The organism is Pseudomonas sp. PDM01, assembly GCF_014852325.1.
Taxonomy (GTDB): domain Bacteria; phylum Pseudomonadota; class Gammaproteobacteria; order Pseudomonadales; family Pseudomonadaceae; genus Aquipseudomonas; species Aquipseudomonas migulae.
The window spans coordinates 146682-164449 of record NZ_JACVBK010000012.1 but is presented as its reverse complement, the minus strand read 5'-3'; the positions used below and the strand labels follow the sequence as shown (position 1 = coordinate 164449).

Annotated in this window: 20 protein-coding genes; 12 read left to right on the top strand and 8 right to left on the bottom strand. The window is 59.2% G+C overall.

Annotated elements, in window-relative coordinates; translation table 11 throughout:
* Window positions 1-115: 115 nt before the first annotated feature.
* Window positions 116-1012: a LysR family transcriptional regulator gene (locus tag IB246_RS26545; protein ID WP_008029078.1), complete on the top strand. Its 897-nt coding sequence runs from the start codon at window positions 116-118 to the stop codon at window positions 1010-1012.
* A gap of 615 nt (window positions 1013-1627) precedes the next feature.
* Here the strand turns inward: IB246_RS26545 and IB246_RS26540 are convergent.
* Entirely contained in the window at window positions 1628-1870 is a 243-nt protein-coding gene (locus IB246_RS26540) for a DUF1652 domain-containing protein (protein ID WP_008043245.1), read from the bottom strand.
* Between the two features lie 156 nt (window positions 1871-2026).
* Between IB246_RS26540 and IB246_RS26535 the strand changes: the two genes are divergently transcribed.
* A complete protein-coding gene (locus tag IB246_RS26535) occupies window positions 2027-2746 on the top strand; it encodes an Imm52 family immunity protein (protein WP_008043243.1) in 720 nt (239 codons plus the stop codon).
* 78 nt (window positions 2747-2824) lie between these two features.
* Here the strand turns inward: IB246_RS26535 and IB246_RS26530 are convergent, their stop codons facing one another.
* Together IB246_RS26530 and IB246_RS26525 are read right to left on the bottom strand one after the other, a co-directional pair.
* Window positions 2825-3724, bottom strand: a complete 900-nt coding sequence (locus tag IB246_RS26530; RefSeq protein ID WP_008043241.1) for a polysaccharide deacetylase family protein — start codon at window positions 3722-3724, stop codon at window positions 2825-2827.
* A 100-nt stretch (window positions 3725-3824) separates the two neighbouring features.
* A complete protein-coding gene (locus IB246_RS26525) occupies window positions 3825-4715 on the bottom strand; it encodes an ABC transporter substrate-binding protein (RefSeq protein ID WP_404943260.1) in 891 nt (296 codons plus the stop codon).
* A 353-nt stretch (window positions 4716-5068) separates the two neighbouring features.
* Here IB246_RS26525 and IB246_RS26520 point away from each other — a divergent pair, with 353 nt between their 5' ends.
* The 6 genes from IB246_RS26520 (at window position 5069) to IB246_RS26495 (ending at window position 9671) form a co-directional block, all read left to right on the top strand.
* The gene (locus tag IB246_RS26520) at window positions 5069-6055 is read left to right on the top strand and encodes an aliphatic sulfonate ABC transporter substrate-binding protein (protein ID WP_008043239.1); all 987 of its coding nucleotides are present in this window, start codon (window positions 5069-5071) and stop codon (window positions 6053-6055) included.
* A 64-nt stretch (window positions 6056-6119) separates the two neighbouring features.
* Window positions 6120-6962 (top strand): ABC transporter permease, encoded by an 843-nt coding sequence (locus IB246_RS26515; protein ID WP_008043238.1) that lies wholly within the window; start codon window positions 6120-6122, stop codon window positions 6960-6962.
* A gap of 3 nt (window positions 6963-6965) precedes the next feature.
* On the top strand, window positions 6966-7679 hold the full coding sequence (locus tag IB246_RS26510) for an ABC transporter ATP-binding protein (protein WP_008043237.1): 714 nt from the start codon (window positions 6966-6968) through the stop codon (window positions 7677-7679).
* A gap of 346 nt (window positions 7680-8025) precedes the next feature.
* The gene (locus IB246_RS26505; protein WP_008043236.1) at window positions 8026-8706 is read left to right on the top strand and encodes an SOS response-associated peptidase; all 681 of its coding nucleotides are present in this window, start codon (window positions 8026-8028) and stop codon (window positions 8704-8706) included.
* A gap of 273 nt (window positions 8707-8979) precedes the next feature.
* The gene (locus IB246_RS26500) at window positions 8980-9252 is read left to right on the top strand and encodes a hypothetical protein (RefSeq protein ID WP_008043235.1); all 273 of its coding nucleotides are present in this window, start codon (window positions 8980-8982) and stop codon (window positions 9250-9252) included.
* Window positions 9253-9443: 191 nt separating this feature from the next.
* Window positions 9444-9671 carry a DUF6555 family protein gene (locus IB246_RS26495; protein WP_008043230.1) on the top strand — a complete coding sequence of 76 codons (228 nt, stop codon included), beginning with the start codon at window positions 9444-9446 and terminating at the stop codon, window positions 9669-9671.
* Window positions 9672-9741: 70 nt separating this feature from the next.
* Here IB246_RS26495 and IB246_RS26490 read toward each other — a convergent pair whose 3' ends face one another.
* The 3 genes from IB246_RS26490 to IB246_RS26480 form a co-directional block, all read right to left on the bottom strand.
* A complete protein-coding gene (locus IB246_RS26490; RefSeq protein WP_008043229.1) occupies window positions 9742-9891 on the bottom strand; it encodes a hypothetical protein in 150 nt (49 codons plus the stop codon).
* A 65-nt stretch (window positions 9892-9956) separates the two neighbouring features.
* Window positions 9957-10268 (bottom strand): AzlD domain-containing protein, encoded by a 312-nt coding sequence (locus tag IB246_RS26485; RefSeq protein WP_167362959.1) that lies wholly within the window; start codon window positions 10266-10268, stop codon window positions 9957-9959.
* On the bottom strand, window positions 10268-10966 hold the full coding sequence (locus IB246_RS26480) for an AzlC family ABC transporter permease (protein WP_032828797.1): 699 nt from the start codon (window positions 10964-10966) through the stop codon (window positions 10268-10270). Before IB246_RS26480 ends, IB246_RS26485 begins: the two co-directional genes overlap by 1 nt.
* A 378-nt stretch (window positions 10967-11344) precedes the next feature.
* Here IB246_RS26480 and dapA point away from each other — a divergent pair, with 378 nt between their 5' ends.
* The 3 genes from dapA (at window position 11345) to IB246_RS26465 (ending at window position 13903) form a co-directional block, all read left to right on the top strand.
* A complete protein-coding gene (gene dapA, locus IB246_RS26475; RefSeq protein WP_008043226.1) occupies window positions 11345-12217 on the top strand; it encodes a 4-hydroxy-tetrahydrodipicolinate synthase in 873 nt (290 codons plus the stop codon).
* 64 nt (window positions 12218-12281) lie between these two features.
* Window positions 12282-12683, top strand: coding sequence for a DUF2784 domain-containing protein (locus IB246_RS26470; protein WP_008030239.1), 402 nt, complete (start codon window positions 12282-12284; stop codon window positions 12681-12683).
* Between the two features lie 302 nt (window positions 12684-12985).
* Window positions 12986-13903, top strand: coding sequence for a LysR family transcriptional regulator (locus IB246_RS26465; protein ID WP_008043223.1), 918 nt, complete (start codon window positions 12986-12988; stop codon window positions 13901-13903).
* Between the two features lie 2 nt (window positions 13904-13905).
* On the opposite strand, the gene IB246_RS26460 is transcribed toward IB246_RS26465, so the two are convergent.
* Together IB246_RS26460 and IB246_RS26455 are read right to left on the bottom strand one after the other, a co-directional pair.
* Complete coding sequence (locus IB246_RS26460) at window positions 13906-15483, bottom strand: sensor domain-containing diguanylate cyclase (RefSeq protein WP_008043222.1); 1578 nt, start codon at window positions 15481-15483, stop codon at window positions 13906-13908.
* A gap of 78 nt (window positions 15484-15561) precedes the next feature.
* Window positions 15562-16089, bottom strand: coding sequence for a DUF3087 domain-containing protein (locus tag IB246_RS26455; protein ID WP_008043221.1), 528 nt, complete (start codon window positions 16087-16089; stop codon window positions 15562-15564).
* 213 nt (window positions 16090-16302) lie between these two features.
* Here IB246_RS26455 and ppnN point away from each other — a divergent pair, with 213 nt between their 5' ends.
* Window positions 16303-17676, top strand: a complete 1374-nt coding sequence (gene ppnN, locus IB246_RS26450) for a nucleotide 5'-monophosphate nucleosidase PpnN (protein ID WP_008034560.1) — start codon at window positions 16303-16305, stop codon at window positions 17674-17676.
* The last annotated feature ends 92 nt before the right edge of the window (window positions 17677-17768 follow it).

Here is a 17768-nt window from a genome sequence, read left to right as displayed (position 1 = left end):
CGTCAGGTTCTTAAAGTTCTGGAACCGATTCTGGTACGGCTTTTTTCGGGAAGCCAATATAGAATTGGTCTGACTTGATACCTTTAAGGTATGCAAACTGCTTTGCGGAGGCCTCATGGAACTGCGTCACCTGCGGTATTTTCAGGTGTTGGCTCAAACCCTCAACTTCACCCGCGCCGCCGAATTGCTGCACATTGCCCAACCGCCACTGAGCCGACAGATTCAGCAACTGGAGGATGAACTCGGGGTGTTGCTGCTGGATCGCGGGCGGCCGCTGAAGCTGACCGACGCCGGGCGGTTTTTCCATGAACACAGCACTGCCCTGCTGGAGCAACTGGGCAAGGTCTGCGACAACACGCGACGCATCGGCCTGGGAGAAAAAACCTGGCTGGGGATTGGTTTTGCGCCGTCGACACTCTATGGCGTGCTGCCGGAACTGATTCGCCGCTTGCGCAGCGGCGAGCCTCTGGAGCTGGAACTGGGGCTCTCGGAAATGACCACGCTGCAACAGGTGCAGGCGCTCAAGGCCGGGCGGATCGATATCGGTTTCGGCCGCATCCGCATCGACGACCCGGCCATCATCCAGACGGTGTTGACCGAAGACAGGCTGGTCGCCGCCCTGCCCGCCGGTCATCCGCTACTGGCCGGGCCGATCAGCCTGCGCGAACTGGCGAAGGAACCTTTCGTGCTGTACCCCGGCAACCCGCGCCCCAGCTACGCCGACCATGTGATCGGGCTGTTCGAGTCCTATGGCGTCAGCATTCACGTGGCGCAGTGGACCAACGAACTGCAAACCGCCATCGGCCTGGTGGGCGCAGGAATCGGCGTCACCCTGGTGCCGGCCTCGGTGCAATTGCTGCACCGCGACGACATCGGCTTCACGCCGCTGCTGGAAGACAATGCGACCTCGCCGATCATCCTCAGCCGACGCGTGGGCGACGTGTCGCCAGGGTTGAATCATTGCTTGCGGATGATTGATGAGTTATCGCCGCAACAGCTGAACGCTTTGTAGGAGCCCGGCTTGCTGGCGATGGTGCCCGCGAGATCGCCATCGCCGGCAAGCCGGCTCCTACAGATCGTGGGTGTGTTCGAGATTGAGGATTTACGCAAAACCTGTAGGAGCCCGGCTTGCTGGCGATGGCGCCCGCGAGATCGCCATCGCCGGCAAGCCGGCTCCTACAGATCGTGGGTGTGTTCGAGATTGAGGATTTACGCAAAACCTGTAGGAGCCCGGCTTACTGGCGATGGCGTCCGTGAGATCGCTATCGCCAGCAAGCCGGCTCCTACAGATTGTGGGGGTGTTCGGGATTGAGGGTTCACGCAAAACCTGTAGGAGCCCGGCTTGCTGGCGATGGCGTCCGTGAGATCGCCATCGCCGGCAAGCCGGCTCCTACAGATCGTGGAGGTGTTCGGGATTGAGGGTTTACGCATAACCTGTAGGAGCCCGGCTTGCCGGCGATGGCGTCCGTGAGATCGCCTTCGCCAGCAAGCCGGCTCCTACAGATCGTGGATGTGTTCGGGATTGAGGGGTTACGCAAAACCTGTAGGAGCCCGGCTTGCCGGCGATGGCGCCCGTGAGATTGCCATCGCCGGCAAGCCGGACTCCTACAGGTTTTGCGGTTATTCCTCAGCCGGCAAACGCGCGGCGACCGGCGCGCATTTCGGTGTGAAATTCGCCAATCAGGTTTGAAATAGCACGAGCGCTGCTCAGTTGCGCGGGTGACACGCCGGTGATCAGCAGATCAATCCTGCCGGTGGAGCGCTCGAAAACCTTGATCCGTAGCGACCCGTCAGGATTCACCGTGCAGGCGCAGGAAAGCGGTTGAAAACCGGACTCCACAATGCGGCAAAGTTCTGGAACTGAAACCATAAAGGGTGTCTCGGGTGGCGGTTGATCGGATTGACCCTTTGAGAATAGATGGGCCTACCAAGCCTGCTCGGGCGAATACTTGGGACAAATGTTATTTGTGTCTCAATTCGGAAAACTTTAGGTGCCGGTTAAGAGCAAAGCATTCAAGGTGTCAGCATGACAAATTTCAAAAGCTTCATTTTTACCTTCAGGTTCAACAAGCAGGCCATTACCTCACTTACGCTTGAAACGCAGGTCGAAAAAGCTGCCGAGTTTTTGCGTCAGGTGGGTGCAATCAGTCCGCTTCTGGCCAACTGGTATTTGCAAGGGAAAAGCCTGAAAGACTCGCTTTCAACTAACGTCAGTAACAACACTCAAGCGCTGATCGACAAAGTTAAGCGCGCTCATGATCCTGACCTTCCCGACCTGACCGAATTTTCGGTCTGGAATGCCATCCAGGATCCGCTTGAGGGCGGAGTCGCCTTTCATTACAGCGCGCACAACCTCGATTCAGTGTCAGCCATGTCCTTCGAGGACGCTGGTGCTTTGTTGATGAAGCTTGCGCACCCGGAAGAGACATTCACAAAAATTATCAATCTGGCCGTGAATATCTGGCCAGAAATTGACTGGGTCACCGTGGTACCGGCCAACTATTTCAGAAAAGGTCGTGTTTTCAAGGACCGACAGACAATTGGATGGATTGGCTTTTGCCCGCAACCGTTGAAACAGGAAGACTTCCCTCAGGCACACAAACTGGTTCCCGTGCCCGACAGGGGGACCATTATCGTCAGCTGTCCTGAAGTCATGAATGAGCAAAACCTCGACCACTTCGGACAGGTTGGGGATATTGATACCAAACTGGTAGAGCTTGGTTATTTGCCGTTGTTTATGAACTGAATCGTGCACATGTGAACGACAGCGATCATCTGCAGGAGCCGGCTTGCCGGCGAAGGGCCCGTGAGTCTTGCGTTTTGATCACTGCGCATCCGCTCCCCAGATCCAGTTCCAGACCCCCGGCAATTTCACCGGTTGCGCACTGTCGCGAACGGTGCGCGCCATGGCCGCCCGTTGCAGTTCAGCCTGATCATCGTAAAACGGCTTCTGCGCCGTTTTCACGCCGGTCGCCTGCGCACTGTCGAGAAGGATTTGCAGGTATTCGCGGGCATGTCGGGCGGTGTAGCGATTGAGGTCGTGGAAGGTCACCACCACCGGGATCACCCCATCCACCGTCGGCAACTCACCCATTGCGATGCGCTCACGCACCTCTGACATCTGCCGCAACATGCTGGACCGGCGTCGGGGGCTGGCGTTGAAACCCCAGATCTTGCCGTCGTTGGCGCTCAGGTCGGTCAGCAACACGTGCATGCCGTGCTTTTGATAAGCGGCGAAAACCCGTTTGTCGTAGTTCCAGAACGGCGGCCGCACCAGGGTCGGCGGCGCACCGGTGATGGCAGCGATGTCGGCACTGCCTTTGGTCAATGACTGTTCCAGTTCTTCCGGGCTCAGAGAACGGTGATTGGTGTGCCAGTGGGTGGCCGTATGGAAACCGAGAATCTGCCCATCGGCATGCTCGCGGCGCATGACCTCACGGCCGATGTCGCTGTCGCCCGCCCGTGGCGCGCCGGTCTGCACAAAGAACACCGCTTTGAGGTTCGGCTGCACCGGGTTGGTGGCGAGACTGTCGAGGATGGTCATCGTCGGGTTCCAGAAACTCGACGCGCTGGGGCCGTCGTCGAACGTCAGCAGAAACCGGATCGGTGCTTGCGCGTGCAGACGCTGTTCGGTTTGCGGTGTCATTTCGATGGGAGCAGCGATGCAACCCACCAGCCCGACGGCAATGGCGAGTGCGCTGAGAATCTTGAACAGCTGTTTCATGTTGTGCCTTGAGCCGGACCGTTAAGCCCGCACAGTTGTGCGGGCGCGGTTTGGATCAGGGTACACAGTGTTTGGTTCCGGTGCTGCCCGGCATTGTCGATTACTGGGTAAACGCCTGCTCGAACGAGTTGTCGATAATCGGCGCGGTCGCCAGCGCTGTCGGCAGTGCTTTGACCTTGAACAGAAAATCCGCCGTGCTTTGCAGGTCCTTAGCAGCCTGTGCATCCACCGGGCCGACAGTCATGTGAGCCTGGCGTAACCAGTGACGCGAGACGTTCTGGTCAAGATTGGCCTTCTTCGCCCACAGATCGGCATATTCGTCGGTGTGATTGTCGACCCAGGCCCGTGCCTTTTTCAGGCGAACCAGGAAGTCGGCGATGGCTTCCCGCTTGCTGTCGATTGACGGCGTCGAAGCGGCGATGGCGCTGAGGCCTGGCATGAGGTTCTTGGCGGTAAGAATCGGTCGCGCGCCGGAGAACAGAATCTGTTGGGAAATGTAGGGTTCCCAGACCGGGAAGGCATCAATGCTGCCCTGAGGCAGCGCGGCGGCGGCATCGATCGGCATCAGCTTGATGAAGTCGACGTAGTCCTCCGGCAGGTCAGCTTGTTGCAAGGCGCGCAGGGTCAATTGCTGGCTCCAGGCGCCGGGCCAGTAGGCAACTTTCTTGCCCTTGAGATCGGCGATGGTCTTGACCGGCGAGTCCTTGGGCACCAGCAAGGCGATGGTGTCCGGGTTCTGCCGCGAGACGCCGATCAGCTTGACCGGCGCCTGCTTTGCAGCGAGGAACAGGAAGCCTGAATCGCCCAGAAAACCCACGTCCAGCGCCCCGGTGTTCAACGCTTCGGCCAGCGGTGCAGCGGCCTGAAAATGCTTCCAGTCAACGGTGTAAGGCGCCCCATCCAGCACCCCCGAAGCCTCCACCGAAGCGCGCACGTTGTAGTAATTCTGATCACCGACATGCAGGACAACGGGCTCAGCGGCGTAGGCCATTGGCGCAGCAAACAACGCACTGGTCAGCAAACTGCGAACGAATCTGGACAGGTTCATCGGGGGCTCCTTGAGAGTGAATGGCATAGACCATAACGCTCTTACAGGACGCTTTTTAAATTCGATTTACGCATAAGCTCATGACTGTCAGTCAACACTGTTCACCCGGCAACAGTGAGCCGACAGACTGTTTTCCCTGCAACACCCTTCTGCTTCATTCCTCGCCTCAACGCCTTGAAAACGCCTGATATCCAAGACATGGCACAGAGCCTGCAATATTCCTTTTATGCATGAATCATTTATAAAAAATGAATTTTCGACATAAGAAACTCAACGCCTTGTCCGGAGCCGATCCCATGAAGTCCACCTTCCGCTTTCCCAAAGTCAGGTATCTGCTCAGCGCCTGCGCCCTGGCCTTGAGCCTGCAACCCGTCGCGCAGGCCGCTGAAACACCGCCGGCCGAAGTGCATCTGGATTACGCCTACTACTCGCCAGTGAGCCTGGTGCTTAAACACTTTGGATTTCTGGAAAAAGCCCTGCCGCAGACCAAAGTCAGTTGGGTGCTGAGTCAGGGCAGCAATCGCTCGCTGGAGTACCTCAACAGCGGCGGCGTTGATTTCGCCTCCTCTGCCAGCCTCGCCGCCGTGCTCAGCCGCGCCAATGGCAGCCCGATCAAATCGGTTTACGTCTACAGCCGCGCCGAATGGACCGCATTGGTGGTGCGCAAGGATTCGCCCTACCAGACCGTCGCCGACCTGAAAGGCAAGAAGATCGCCGCCACCAAAGGCACCGACCCGTACCTGTTCACCCTGCGCAGCCTGCAACAGGCCGGTCTGAGCAAGGACGATGTGGAATTGGTGCATTTGCAGCACCCGGATGGCCGCACGGCCCTGGAAAAAGGTGACGTCGACGCCTGGGCCGGCCTCGATCCGCACATGGCCGCGAGCCAGGTCCAGGCCGGTTCGCGCCTGTTGTATCGCAACACCAACTTCAACAGTTATGGCGTAGTCAGCGTTACTGACACTTATGCGAAAGAGCACCCGCAGACCATCGAAACCGTACTGAAGGCGTACGAAAAGGCCCGCGACTGGGCGGTAAAAAACCCTGACGAACTGGCGAAACTGCTCGCTACCGAATCCGGTCTGCCGCTGGAAGTGGCCAAGCTGCAACTGTCCCGCACTGACCTGAGCAGCCCGCAACTGACCGCCAGGGATGTGATCGCCTCCAAGGCCGCCGCGCCGATTCTGGTGTCCGAAGAACTGGTGCGTCGCGGGGTGAATGTCGATCAGGTCATCGATCAGTTGATCGACACCGGCTTCAAGGAAACCGTGGCCCGTCAGTAAATCACCGCCAACGGGGCACAACGAATCCGCGCCAGTCGCGGATTCGTCGTGACCGGAGAATCTCATGACCAGCAAAAGCAAAGACCTGCCCCTCGAACTGCCGACGCCACGTCGTGCCGCTCTTTCCTTGAACAATGCCTGGCGTTTGCGTCTCAAGGGTCTGGCGTTGCCGGTGCTGATCCTCCTGGTGCTGGAATTTGTCGTACGCATCGGCTGGTTGCCGTCCTACCAAATGCCGGCGCCCAGCGAAATCGCCCTGACCTTGAGAGACCTCGCCGAAGGCGCGCTGTGGAAACACATCAGCACCAGCCTGTTGCGCGTGTTGCTCGGTTTCGCCATCGGCGCCGGCCTGGCACTGGTGTTTGCCGCCTGGGTCGGTTTGAGCCGCGAAGCCGAAGCCTGGCTTGAGCCGACCTTCGCCGGCCTGCGTTCGATTCCGAGCCTGGCCTGGGTGCCCCTGTTGTTGCTGTGGCTGGGCATCGACGAAACCTCGAAAATCGTCCTGATTGCCATCGGCGCGTTCTTCCCGGTGTACCTCAACGGCGTCGCGGCGATTCGCGACATCGACCGCAAACTGGTGGAAGTCGGGCAGATGTATGGCTTCGGTCGCACACGGCTGGTCCGGCGGATTCTGCTACCCGCCGCCCTACCCGGCCTGTTTACCGGGTTGCGCAGCGGCATGAGCCTGGCGTGGATGTTTCTGGTGGCCGCCGAGCTGATCGCCGCGACCAAAGGGTTGGGTTATCTGCTCAGTGACGGTCGCGAGACCTCCCGCCCGGACATCGTGCTCGCGGCAATCATTGTGCTGGCGCTGCTGGGCAAACTCAGCGATGGAATCCTCGCTGGTCTGGAGAAACGCTTCCTGGCGTGGCGCGACACGTTCAACGGCCAAAGCACAGAGGATTGAGCCATGACCGATTACCTGCTGGACATTCGCGTCGAGCGCAAAACTTTCGCCACAACCACCGTGCTCAGGGATATCCATCTGCAATTGCAGCCCCGGGAAACCGTCAGCCTGCTGGGCCCCAGCGGGTGCGGAAAAAGCACGTTGTTGCGGATCGTTGCCGGTCTGGAAAAGGACTTTCAGGGTGAACTGAATCGCAGCGCCGGTGAGGTTGCGTTCGTGTTTCAGGAACCTCGATTGATGCCCTGGCTGACGGTCGAGCAAAACATCGGCTTCAGCGCCGACAACCGATATGACAAGGCCTGGGTCGCACAACTGATCGATGAAGTCGGCCTCAGCGGGTTCGCTCAAGCGTTACCCAAGGCGCTTTCCGGCGGCATGGCGCAGCGGGTAGCCATTGCTCGCGGCCTCTACTCACGGCCCGATGTGTTGTTGCTCGACGAACCGTTCAGCGCGGTGGATGCCTTCACCCGGATGAAACTGCAAGACCTGTTGCTGCAACTGGCCGAGCGTCACGCCATCGCCCTGCTGCTGGTGACCCACGATGTCGATGAAGCGCTGTACCTCAGCGACCGCGTCCTGGTCATGGACAATCGCCCCAGCAGCATTCGCCAGGAACTGGCGGTGCAACTGCCCCATCCGCGTGATCGGCGCGATCCGCTGCTGGCGCAATTGAAGGCCCTGTCGTTGACCGAACTGCAACGGGCGCACGTCATTTGAATCGCCCAGCGTTCCCCGATCCGTAGGAGCCAGGCTTGCCGGCGATGGCGTCTGTAAGATCGCCATCGCCAGCAAGCCGGCTCCTACAGGGTTCGCGTGAATCCCCAATCCCGAACATCCTGACGATCCGTAGGAGCCAGGCTTGCCGGCGAAGGCGCCCGTAAGATCGCCATCGCCAGCAAGCCGGCTCCTACAGGGTTCGCGTGAATCCCCGATCCCGAACATCCTGACGATCCGTAGGAGCCAGGCTTGCCGGCGAAGGCGTCCGTAAGATCGCCATCGCCGGCAAGCCGGCTCCTACAGGTGAAGCGTCTAAGCTGAAGGTTCCAGTCGGAGGTTTCTTTCGATGTGCGGAAGACTCTCGCAATACCGGGGCATTCATGACTTCGTGGCGGTGCTGAGTATTCCCGACGCGCTGATCAACCATGTCGGCGATGAACCGCTGGCCAGGTACAACGCCGCGCCGACGAATCAACTCGCGTTGTTTCATCGGGAAAGCAATGGGCTCCAGGCCGACAAGGTGCGCTGGGGATGGCGGCCGCATTGGGCGAAGGATCGTGCGGCACCGATCAATGCACGGGTGGAGAAAGTCGCCCATGGTCCGTTCTTCCGCGCAATCTGGCCGCACCGCGCGATTGTGCCGATCGACAACTGGTTCGAATGGGTCGATACGCCGGACTCAACGAGACAGCCATGGCTCATCCGGCGGCAGGACCGCGATCCGATTTTCTGTGCCGCGATTGGCCGGTTTCCCACAGATGGCGAGGAACCGAGAGACAACAACGGTTTCGTGATCATTACCGCGGACAGCGCCGGTGGCATGCTCGACATTCACGACCGGCGGCCGGTGGTGTTGTCGCCGGAACTGGCACGGGAATGGCTCGATCCCGCCACGCCCCCGGAACGCGCCGAACAGATGGCCTTGTTTCAAGGCGAAGGCAGCGAAGTTTTCGAGTGGTACAAGGTTGGCAAGGCTGTAGGCAACGTGAGGAATCAAGACGCGTCGCTGATTGACGAGAGTGCATGAATTTATCAATACCAACAGCCTGACGGCAGCCAATAACTGTTAGTTATGCAGACCAATAACTTAAACGTTACACAGACTGTTTCACCCAAGTAACACTTACTGATAGAGGGCGCTTTGCTGCGTCAACCGCTTGTCCGACAATTTGATCGTCATACATACATTTAGAATAACTACGGATAGCATGCGCGCCGCATTTCCACTGGCATCGCCTGGTTGACCAATAAGTCAACAACTAAGGAAATCCCAACTACAACAAGCCTTGCAGAGAATTAAATGCGCGACGATTTTGCAATCAATCAAGTCGTTGGTCTGGAGTGCGTTTATCTTTCGACGACAGAGCACTATCGGCTGGACTGTTTCATCGAGCAATACATAAAGACCCGTAACCTGCTATCGGTTCCGGGGATTGACGGCACCTTGCGTTCAACGCTCATACACTATCCCGGCAAGCCGCCGGTCATGGTCAACGAAGTGAACGCATGGATCGACAAGACCCTGGGCTATCGGGCCTCACATCCCGACGAATTGCAACTCGACGACGCTTGAAACGACGCGCAGGCCTACGTTTGGCAAAAGAACTGAACGAACCCGTCGTCGCAGCACTCTGAACGGTAGAGGCTCACTGAGCCTCCTCCTTTTTCAGCAGTCCTATTTCTGCATCACACTTTCACCGCAGATCTCTCTGAATTTTTATTCGACGACTAAGCCACTGACCTGGCTGGCTCCACGAGAGATAGATGAGTGAACTCATTCCCTATGCCGTGCATTACTTATTCGACGGTGTGCGACAGCACTTTTTCAAGATGGCTGTGCATTTTTCCGATGTCGAAGCGATTCATTCGGCGTCTGCGCATGCTTACCCTGAATCCGGCCGCAAGATCGCCGAACACGCCACCCTCGAAGCGGCACGGATCAAAGCACAGCAATTGGGCATTACCCAGATTCGCTGGAACGTGTCGATCTGATTGACTGGCAAAAAAAAGCCCCGCGCATTGGCGGGGCTTTGTTGTATGCGCAGATCGGTCAGAGCGCCTGCTAAAACTTTCGATCAGGTTCTGACAGTTCCTTCCCGTCGTCGGGATGCTTCCAGTCAGGCGTCGAACGTTTCTGCCGCTCGATCTCTTCTTCCGTCGGTTCATCCATGTCTTCATCTTCCGGATCCGGACGCTTTTGTTCAGTTGCCATGCTCACCTCTCTCCCTAAGGGATCAGTCATCAACTTTAAGCGTAGAACAGTTTCGCGCTCCCGGCTCAGAGCCACCAGCGCAGCAAAAAGAAAAAGCCCATGCTCAACAACATGCTGAGCAAGGTGTTGCGGGTGTACAGCACCAGCCCCACCGCCACCAGCGAACTGATCAGGTACGGGTTGTCCCATTGCAGGTTCAGCTGTTTATCCGGCATGAACACAATCGGGCCGCAGATGGCGGTCAACATGCCCGGCACCGCAAAGCCGAGGAATTGCCGGGCGTTGCTGCTCAGGCGCAGCGGCAGCCGCGGCTCGAGAAATACATAACGGTTAAGGAACACCAGAATCCCCATACCGACAATCACCGCCCAGACCATCATGTGCGTCCACCGTAGAATTTGTTGCAGATGAAGCCCGCCGTCATGCCCGCTAACCCCGACAACACCAGCGCCGAGCCCCATTGCCAGTAACTGAACAACACCGAGCAAAACAGCGAAACCGCCACGCAGACCACGGTCGGTACGTTGCGCACCACCGGGGTGATCAGGGCAATGAAGGTCGCGGCGATGGAGAAATCCAGGCCCAGATGTTCCAGGCCGGGAATGCTACTGCCCAGCACAATGCCGGCCAGCGTGAAGAGGTTCCAGGCGATGTAAAACGTCAGGCCGACGCCCAGGGCATACCAGCGGTTGAATTGCTGTTTGTCATGCTGGCTGGTCAGGGCGAACAGCTCGTCGGTGAGCAAAAAGCCCAGCCCCGCACGCCAGCGACCCGGCAGTGGGGAAATTACCGAGCGCATGCTCATGCCGTAGAGCAAATGCTGCGACGTCAGCAATAACGTGGTCAGCAGAATTGAAAAGATTCCGGCACCGCCCTTGAGCATGCCGATGGCCACCAATTGCGCCGCCCCGGCAAACACGATGCTCGACAACCCCTGGCCTTGCAGCGGCGTGAGGTTGGCTTCGATGGCCATGGAGCCGGCCAGCAATCCCCACGGCGCGGTCGCCAGGGACAACGGCATGATCGCCGCGGCGCCGCGAAGAAAGGCGCTGCGCGGCATGAGTGAGTGAGTCATAACGCTCTACAAACAGGAAAAGACGCCTGACTGTGCCAGCAGCCGCGCCCGATGGCTTGAACAATCTTGCGCACTTGTACCGATTTTGGTGATTGACAAAATTCCCGCCGACTCTTAAAACTGAGCGCCTCATTCAGGGTGTAAGCAAACATGTCCGCAACCTTCAACCTCAACATTGACGCCATTGGCTTGATTGCCAAGGCGCAAGGTTGCGTTGCGCACGCCCTCAAATCGAAGAAACAGTCGCTCATGTGACCGGGGCGCGCTGTCCCGTCAGATGAGCTGACAGGACATTGAGCGCGACGGGCACCCTCCCCTGCTTACTTCCTTCTACGCTTCTGACGGTGACGAAATCGGTCAACTTTCAGGAGTAAGTGCATGTCATCGTTTCAAGGTATCTGGGTTCCGCTCGTTACGCCGTTTCAACACGGTGCGATCGATTTCGTCGGGTTGCGCCGGCTCGTCAGCCATTTGCTGGACAAAGGCGTCGATGGCCTGGTGGTCTGCGGCACTACCGCTGAAGCGGCGGCACTGAGCAAACATGAACAACTGGCGGTGCTGGATGCCGTGCTTGAATGGGTGCCTGCGGATCAGGTGGTCATGGGGCTGGCCGGCAACAACCTGACCGAACTGCTGCAATTGCAGAACGAAATCCTCAAGCGGCCGCTGGCCGGGTTGCTGGTGCCGCCGCCGTACTACATTCGCCCGTCCCAGGCGGGCCTTGAAGCGTTTTTCAAAACGGTTGCCGATGCGTCCACTGTGCCGATCATTCTGTACGACATCCCGTATCGCACCGGCATCGCCTTCGAACAGGCAACGTTGCTCAACATTGTGGCCCACGAGCGAATCGTCGCGATCAAGGATTGCGGCGGCAATCAGGCCAACACCCTGGCGCTGCTGACCAGCGGCAAGGTCGACGTGTTGTGCGGCGAAGACAACCAGATCTTCAGCGCCCTGTGCCTCGGCGCCAAAGGGGCGATTGCCGCCTCGGCGCATGTGCATCCGGAGTTGTTCGTGACGCTGTATCAACAGATCCGCGACCAGCGGTTGGCGGAAGGACGGGCGACGTTTTTCCGGTTGCTGCCGCTGATTCAAAGCCTGTTCATTGAACCCAATCCTGCCCCGGTGAAAACCGCACTGGCCCTTGAAGGCTTGATCGACGACGAACTGCGCGCGCCGATGCAACGCAGCAGTGAGGCCATGGTGCTGCGTCTGAAGACCGTGCTCGCCGGGTTGGGCAGCAAACAATAGATAGAGCGCCGACGCCCCGCCCGAGTACCATGGAGTGATTCGCATCACGCGTCAGGGAGTCGCCATGCTTTACCGGATCGCCGCCGATGGGCTGGTGCTGTTTCACCTGCTGTTCATTCTGTTCGTGCTGTTCGGCGGGCTGCTGGTGCTCAAATGGCGCCACCTGGCCTGGTGGCACCTGCCGGCCGCAACGTGGGGGATTGCGGTCGAGGTGTTCCACCTGACCTGCCCGCTGACACAGTGGGAAAACCTCATGCGCAGCGCGGCCGGGCAGACCGGCTATGGCGGTGGTTTCATCGAGCATTATGTGTGGCCGGTGATTTACCCGGCCGGGTTGACCCCGAGTATCCAGCTGGGACTCGGCGGCGTGGTGCTGGTGATCAACGTGTTGGTCTACGTTCGGGTGTTCAGGCAGCGCAAGTCACGCCGGACGTCCACCCTTTCAAATACCACACGATCCCTGTAGGAGCCGGCTTGCCGGCGATGGCGGCCTCAAATTCAATGTAGTGTTCGAGGGCCTCATCGCCAGCAAGCCGGCTCCTACAGGGGTTGGGATTGGCCGATAAATTTCAAACAGCCCGCGATTTTGTAGGAGCCGGCTTGCTGGCGATGGCGGCCTCAAATTCAACGTAGCGTTCAAGGGCCTCTTCGCGGGCAAGCCTCGCTCCTACAGGGGTTGGGGTTGGCCTATACATTTCAGGTGGCCGCGATTTTGTTTTCGTTGCTCCAGACATTCATTTCCAGGCCGTTCGTTCGAGGATTCAGAACATGTTGTCGATTGAAGACCTGGCGTTGCTGGAGGCCATTCGGGAAACCGGTAGCCTGTCGCGCGCGGCGGTGCACCTGGGCAAGGCGCCATCGACCGTGTCGTATGCGGCGCGGCAACTGGAAGAGCGTTTCGACGCCTTGCTCTTCGATCGCCGCCGCTACCGCTTGCAGCTCACCCCGGCCGGGGAATTGCTGGTGAACGAGGCGGCGCGGCTGATGCAGGACGTCTCGCGCCTGACCCAACGGGTGCAGCAAGTGGCCAATGGCTGGGAGAGTCGGCTGTGGATCGTCACCGACGAACTGCTGGAGTTCGAAACCCTGATCCCGGTGATTCACGAGTTCGATGCACTGGAATCCGGCGTACCGTTGCGCATCACCCAGGAAGTGCTCAAAGGTGTCTGGGAAGCCCTGCGCGAAGGCCGGGCGGACCTGATCATCGGCGCCACCAACGAACCGCCGGCCATCCCTTCCTTGCGCTGGATGCAGTTGGGGGAAATGGAATGGGTGTTTGCGGTCTCACCGAAGCACCCGCTGGCCAAGGCCAAGGAGCCGATCTCACGGGCAACGGTGACGCAACACCGGGCGATTGTCGTGGCCGACTCGTCCAGAGTCACCGAAGGCAGCACTTATGGTGTCTCCGGCGGACAACCCGTGCTCGCCGTACCGACCATGCGCGCCAAAATCCTCGCCCAGTGCGACGGCCTGGGCGTGGGGTGGCTGCCCAAACATCGGGTCGGCTCGCTACTGAAAAACGGCACGCTGGTCGAAAAACAGATGGCCGACCCGCGCGAGCCGAACATTCTGTATGCCGGCTGGCGTGGCGACCATGACGGTCGCGCCCTGGGTTGGTGGCTGGAAAAACTCAAGCAATCGTACCTGGCGACCCAACTGGTTCAGGGCAGCGGTGGGTTTGTTTGAAGTCAGTTGGCAATGACGCTCATGTTCCTGCCGCTGGCCTTGGCCACGTAAAGCGCCTTGTCCGCAGCGCCCACCAGGTCGTTCGGCTGGGCCTGTGATGCCGGATCGTAAGCGGCGACGCCGATACTGACCGTCACCATGCCTTCTGCGCCTTCACGGTGGGGAATACCGGCCTGCAACACCGCACGACGGATTTTTTCCGCCACCAGAAACGCCCCCACATAGTCAGTCCCCGGCAGCACCGCCGCAAACTCTTCACCGCCGTAGCGCGCCGCTAGATCCCCGGGCCGCTTGATGTTGTCGGTGATGATCGCGCTGATGTTGCGCAAACATTCGTCGCCGGCCACATGACCGTAGTGGTCGTTGAACAGTTTGAAGTGATCGACATCGATCATCAGCAGCGCGAGGCCGTTCAGGTTGCGCCGGGCGCGGCCCATTTCCGAGTGGATGAACAGGTCGAACTGACGCCGGTTGGACAGCCCCGTCAGCGCGTCTTCCAGGGCCAGCAATTCCAGGCCGCGATTGACCTCGAGCAGTTTGTCCTGAGCGTCCAGCAGTTGGTTCTGAATGCGGTTCTGCTGCTTCATCAGATTGATCAGGCGAAAACCCAGTACACCGACAAAACCCAGCAAAAGCGTAACGATGCCAGCACTGAGCATGGATTCCTCACGCCAGCCGGCCAGGACTTCCTCCTTGTCGAGCGCGGCGAAAACAACCAGCGGATACCCCTCGACCCGGCGAAACCCCACCACCCGCACAACGCCATCCACCATGGATTTGAATGTTGCCGTCCCTGAACTCCCCGAGGGCAACAACTGCTTGAACAGCGGGCTGTTGGCGAGGCTGGTGCCGATATCCGCCTCGTTGAACGGCCGGCGAACGATGATGGTGGCATCGTCGGCGATCAGGTTGATTACGCCGTTGCGGCCCATGTCGATGCTGTCGTACAGGAACAGGAAATGATTGAGATAAATCGTCGCCAGCGCCACACCGGCAAAACTCCCATCGGCATGATTGATCCGGCGCGACACCGTCATGATCCATTCGCCGCTGGAGCGGCTTTTGATCGACGGGCCGATATGAGGCCCACGGTCGGGATGATTGCGATGGAAGATGAAATATTCACGGTCGGCATTGTTGGCATCGGTCAGGGCGGCGCCGTTGGAGTTGGCAATCCAGCGCCCCGTTTCGTCATAGACGAACAGGCCATGCAACTGACTCAACTCACTGCGCTGGGCGCTGAGCAAGCGCTCCAGATGTGGCAGCCCGGCCGGGTCGAAGCCGTCGCTTTCGAGGCGTTCCACCAGCGTAAACAGCAGCGTATCGGCCTGCTTGATCGTCGCCTGCGCTTGCGAGGCCAGGGTCTGCGCAAGGTTGGACATCGCCACTTCCTTGTCATGCAGATGATACTGGCGCGAACTCCACGCTTCCCAGATCACGATGACAATCATGGACAGGCACACTGCAACAAGCAGTACCACCGCGGAGCGTACCTTGATCCTGGCACCGGCCTGTTCGGTGACCAAAGGCACGCTGTGGCGCAATTGTTCAATTCGGTCTTTGACAGACGGGTTACCCATGACGCTCCCTGAATCCTGATGAATGGCGACTGATCCCGTTCGCCTTTTTATTATCTATGTGCCTTGATCCTGTACCGGTTAGCGTGGCGTCTGTTTCACGGCCTCAAGCCACGCCGGGTTCAATTGCGTCTGTTCGGTCTCGATGCTCAGCGCTTCCATTCGTGCCTTGTGCAGGTCCATTTCACGTATCAATTGGCTGTGATCACTGGAGTTACCGTCCAGTTGGTGCATCTGGCTCAGCCCCAGGTGATAAAAACGCAGCAGCTTCATGGCACTCGGATCACCCGCGTCCACCGCCGCCGTCACCTGGTGCATGACGTTGGTGATGCTCATCAGGCTGCGTTTGAGCTGCCAGCCGTAGACCGCCGGCGCCATCCACTCCTGGGTCCAGAATTTGCCGCGCATCAGCGCCGCCATCAACAGCACCGCGACAAACACGCCGCCCACGTTGAAGCGTAGATTGTCGCCCCCCGGTTCGCCGAACATCGCCACCGCCGCGGTGGACAAAACCATCGCCAGGGCGAGGAAAACCAGGGCGATGATGATCGTGCTGCGGCGCGTCTGGCTTCGATAGATTTCTGGGTTCTGCGGCTGGATTTCAAACATCGCGACGGGGTTCCTCAGGCGGCGTGAGCAAAAAGACTGCGGGGCATTATCGCCTCTGCGAGGGATTTAGCTATGCTGGGGCTCCTTTTCATCTTTTCATCGTCAAAGGGGAACATGGCGATACTGCGCAGTTCGTGCCATCTTCTTTCGTGGATACATACTATTCGGATGTCATGCGTCCTCGGCGGGTGACATCGTTTTAAGGATCATTGAATGTCCCAACGACAAGTAATCAACGCTTCGGTCAGCCCCAAAGGCAGCCTGGAAACCCTCTCTCAACGTGAAGTACAGCAACTGAGCGAAGCCGGATCCGGCAGCACCTATACCCTCTTCCGCCAGTGCGCCCTGGCCATTCTGAATACCGGCGCCCATGTCGATAACGCCAAGACCATCCTCGAAGCCTACAAGGACTTCGAAATCCGCATTCACCAACAAGACCGCGGTGTACGCCTGGAGCTGCTGAACGCCCCGGCCGACGCATTCGTCGATGGCGAAATGATCGCCAGTACCCGGGAAATGCTGTTCAGCGCCCTGCGCGACATCGTCTACACCGAAAACGAACTCGACAGCCAGCGCATCGACCTGAGCAATTCCCAGGGCATCAGCGACTATGTCTTCCACCTGCTGCGCAACGCCCGCACCCTGCGCCCCGGCGTCGAGCCCAAGATCGTAGTGTGCTGGGGTGGCCACTCGATCAACACCGAAGAATACAAATACACCAAGAAAGTCGGCCACGAACTGGGCCTGCGCAGCCTCGACATCTGCACCGGTTGCGGCCCCGGCGTAATGAAAGGCCCGATGAAAGGCGCGACCATCGCCCATGCCAAACAACGCATTCACGGTGGCCGTTACCTCGGTTTGACCGAACCCGGCATCATCGCTGCCGAAGCGCCGAACCCGATCGTCAATGAGCTGGTGATTCTGCCGGACATCGAGAAACGCCTGGAAGCGTTCGTGCGTGTCGGCCATGGCATCATCATTTTCCCCGGCGGCGCGGGCACGGCTGAAGAGTTCCTGTACCTGCTCGGCATCCTGATGCACCCGGACAACAAGGGCCTGCCCTTCCCGGTCATCCTCACCGGGCCGAAACACGCGGCGCCGTATCTGGAACAACTGGACGCGTTCGTCGGCGCCACCCTGGGTGACGCGGCGAAGCAGCATTACGAGATCATCATCGACGACCCGGCTGAAGTCGCGCGGCAGATGACTGCTGGCCTCAAAGCGGTGAAACAGTTCCGCCGCGAGCGCAACGACGCGTTCCATTTCAACTGGCTGCTGAAGATCGACGAGGGCTTCCAGCGCCCGTTCGACCCGACCCACGAAAACATGGCCAACCTGAAACTGAGCCGCAGCCTGCCGGCCCACGAACTGGCCGCCAACCTGCGTCGCGCGTTCTCCGGCATCGTCGCCGGCAACGTCAAGGACAAGGGTATCCGCCTGATCGAAGAACACGGGCCGTACCAGATCCGTGGCGATGCGGCGGTGATGCAGCCGCTGGATCAGTTGCTCAAGGCGTTCGTGGCCCAGCACCGGATGAAACTGCCGGGCGGCGCGGCGTATGTGCCGTGTTATCGCGTGGTTGCATAACCAAACCCTGTAGGAGCCAGCTTGCTGGCGATGAGGCCCTCGAGCCGTGCATCGCTCATCCGGGCGCCATCGCCGGCAAGCCGGCTCCTACA

Coding starts and splice junctions, on each gene's coding strand:
- IB246_RS26465 (WP_008043223.1), top strand. CDS start 12,986: ATGTTGTCGATTGAAGACCTGGCGTTGCTGGAGGCCATTCGGGAAACC.
- IB246_RS26505 (WP_008043236.1), top strand. CDS start 8,026: ATGTGCGGAAGACTCTCGCAATACCGGGGCATTCATGACTTCGTGGCG.
- ppnN (WP_008034560.1), top strand. CDS start 16,303: ATGTCCCAACGACAAGTAATCAACGCTTCGGTCAGCCCCAAAGGCAGC.
- IB246_RS26460 (WP_008043222.1), bottom strand. CDS start 15,483: ATGGGTAACCCGTCTGTCAAAGACCGAATTGAACAATTGCGCCACAGC.
- IB246_RS26495 (WP_008043230.1), top strand. CDS start 9,444: ATGAGTGAACTCATTCCCTATGCCGTGCATTACTTATTCGACGGTGTG.
- IB246_RS26470 (WP_008030239.1), top strand. CDS start 12,282: ATGCTTTACCGGATCGCCGCCGATGGGCTGGTGCTGTTTCACCTGCTG.
- IB246_RS26490 (WP_008043229.1), bottom strand. CDS start 9,891: ATGGCAACTGAACAAAAGCGTCCGGATCCGGAAGATGAAGACATGGAT.
- IB246_RS26520 (WP_008043239.1), top strand. CDS start 5,069: ATGAAGTCCACCTTCCGCTTTCCCAAAGTCAGGTATCTGCTCAGCGCC.
- IB246_RS26525 (WP_404943260.1), bottom strand. CDS start 4,715: ATGGCCTACGCCGCTGAGCCCGTTGTCCTGCATGTCGGTGATCAGAAT.
- IB246_RS26530 (WP_008043241.1), bottom strand. CDS start 3,724: ATGAAACAGCTGTTCAAGATTCTCAGCGCACTCGCCATTGCCGTCGGG.
- IB246_RS26535 (WP_008043243.1), top strand. CDS start 2,027: ATGACAAATTTCAAAAGCTTCATTTTTACCTTCAGGTTCAACAAGCAG.
- IB246_RS26545 (WP_008029078.1), top strand. CDS start 116: ATGGAACTGCGTCACCTGCGGTATTTTCAGGTGTTGGCTCAAACCCTC.
- IB246_RS26455 (WP_008043221.1), bottom strand. CDS start 16,089: ATGTTTGAAATCCAGCCGCAGAACCCAGAAATCTATCGAAGCCAGACG.
- dapA (WP_008043226.1), top strand. CDS start 11,345: ATGTCATCGTTTCAAGGTATCTGGGTTCCGCTCGTTACGCCGTTTCAA.
- IB246_RS26485 (WP_167362959.1), bottom strand. CDS start 10,268: ATGGTCTGGGCGGTGATTGTCGGTATGGGGATTCTGGTGTTCCTTAAC.
- IB246_RS26515 (WP_008043238.1), top strand. CDS start 6,120: ATGACCAGCAAAAGCAAAGACCTGCCCCTCGAACTGCCGACGCCACGT.
- IB246_RS26500 (WP_008043235.1), top strand. CDS start 8,980: ATGCGCGACGATTTTGCAATCAATCAAGTCGTTGGTCTGGAGTGCGTT.
- IB246_RS26480 (WP_032828797.1), bottom strand. CDS start 10,966: ATGACTCACTCACTCATGCCGCGCAGCGCCTTTCTTCGCGGCGCCGCG.
- IB246_RS26510 (WP_008043237.1), top strand. CDS start 6,966: ATGACCGATTACCTGCTGGACATTCGCGTCGAGCGCAAAACTTTCGCC.
- IB246_RS26540 (WP_008043245.1), bottom strand. CDS start 1,870: ATGGTTTCAGTTCCAGAACTTTGCCGCATTGTGGAGTCCGGTTTTCAA.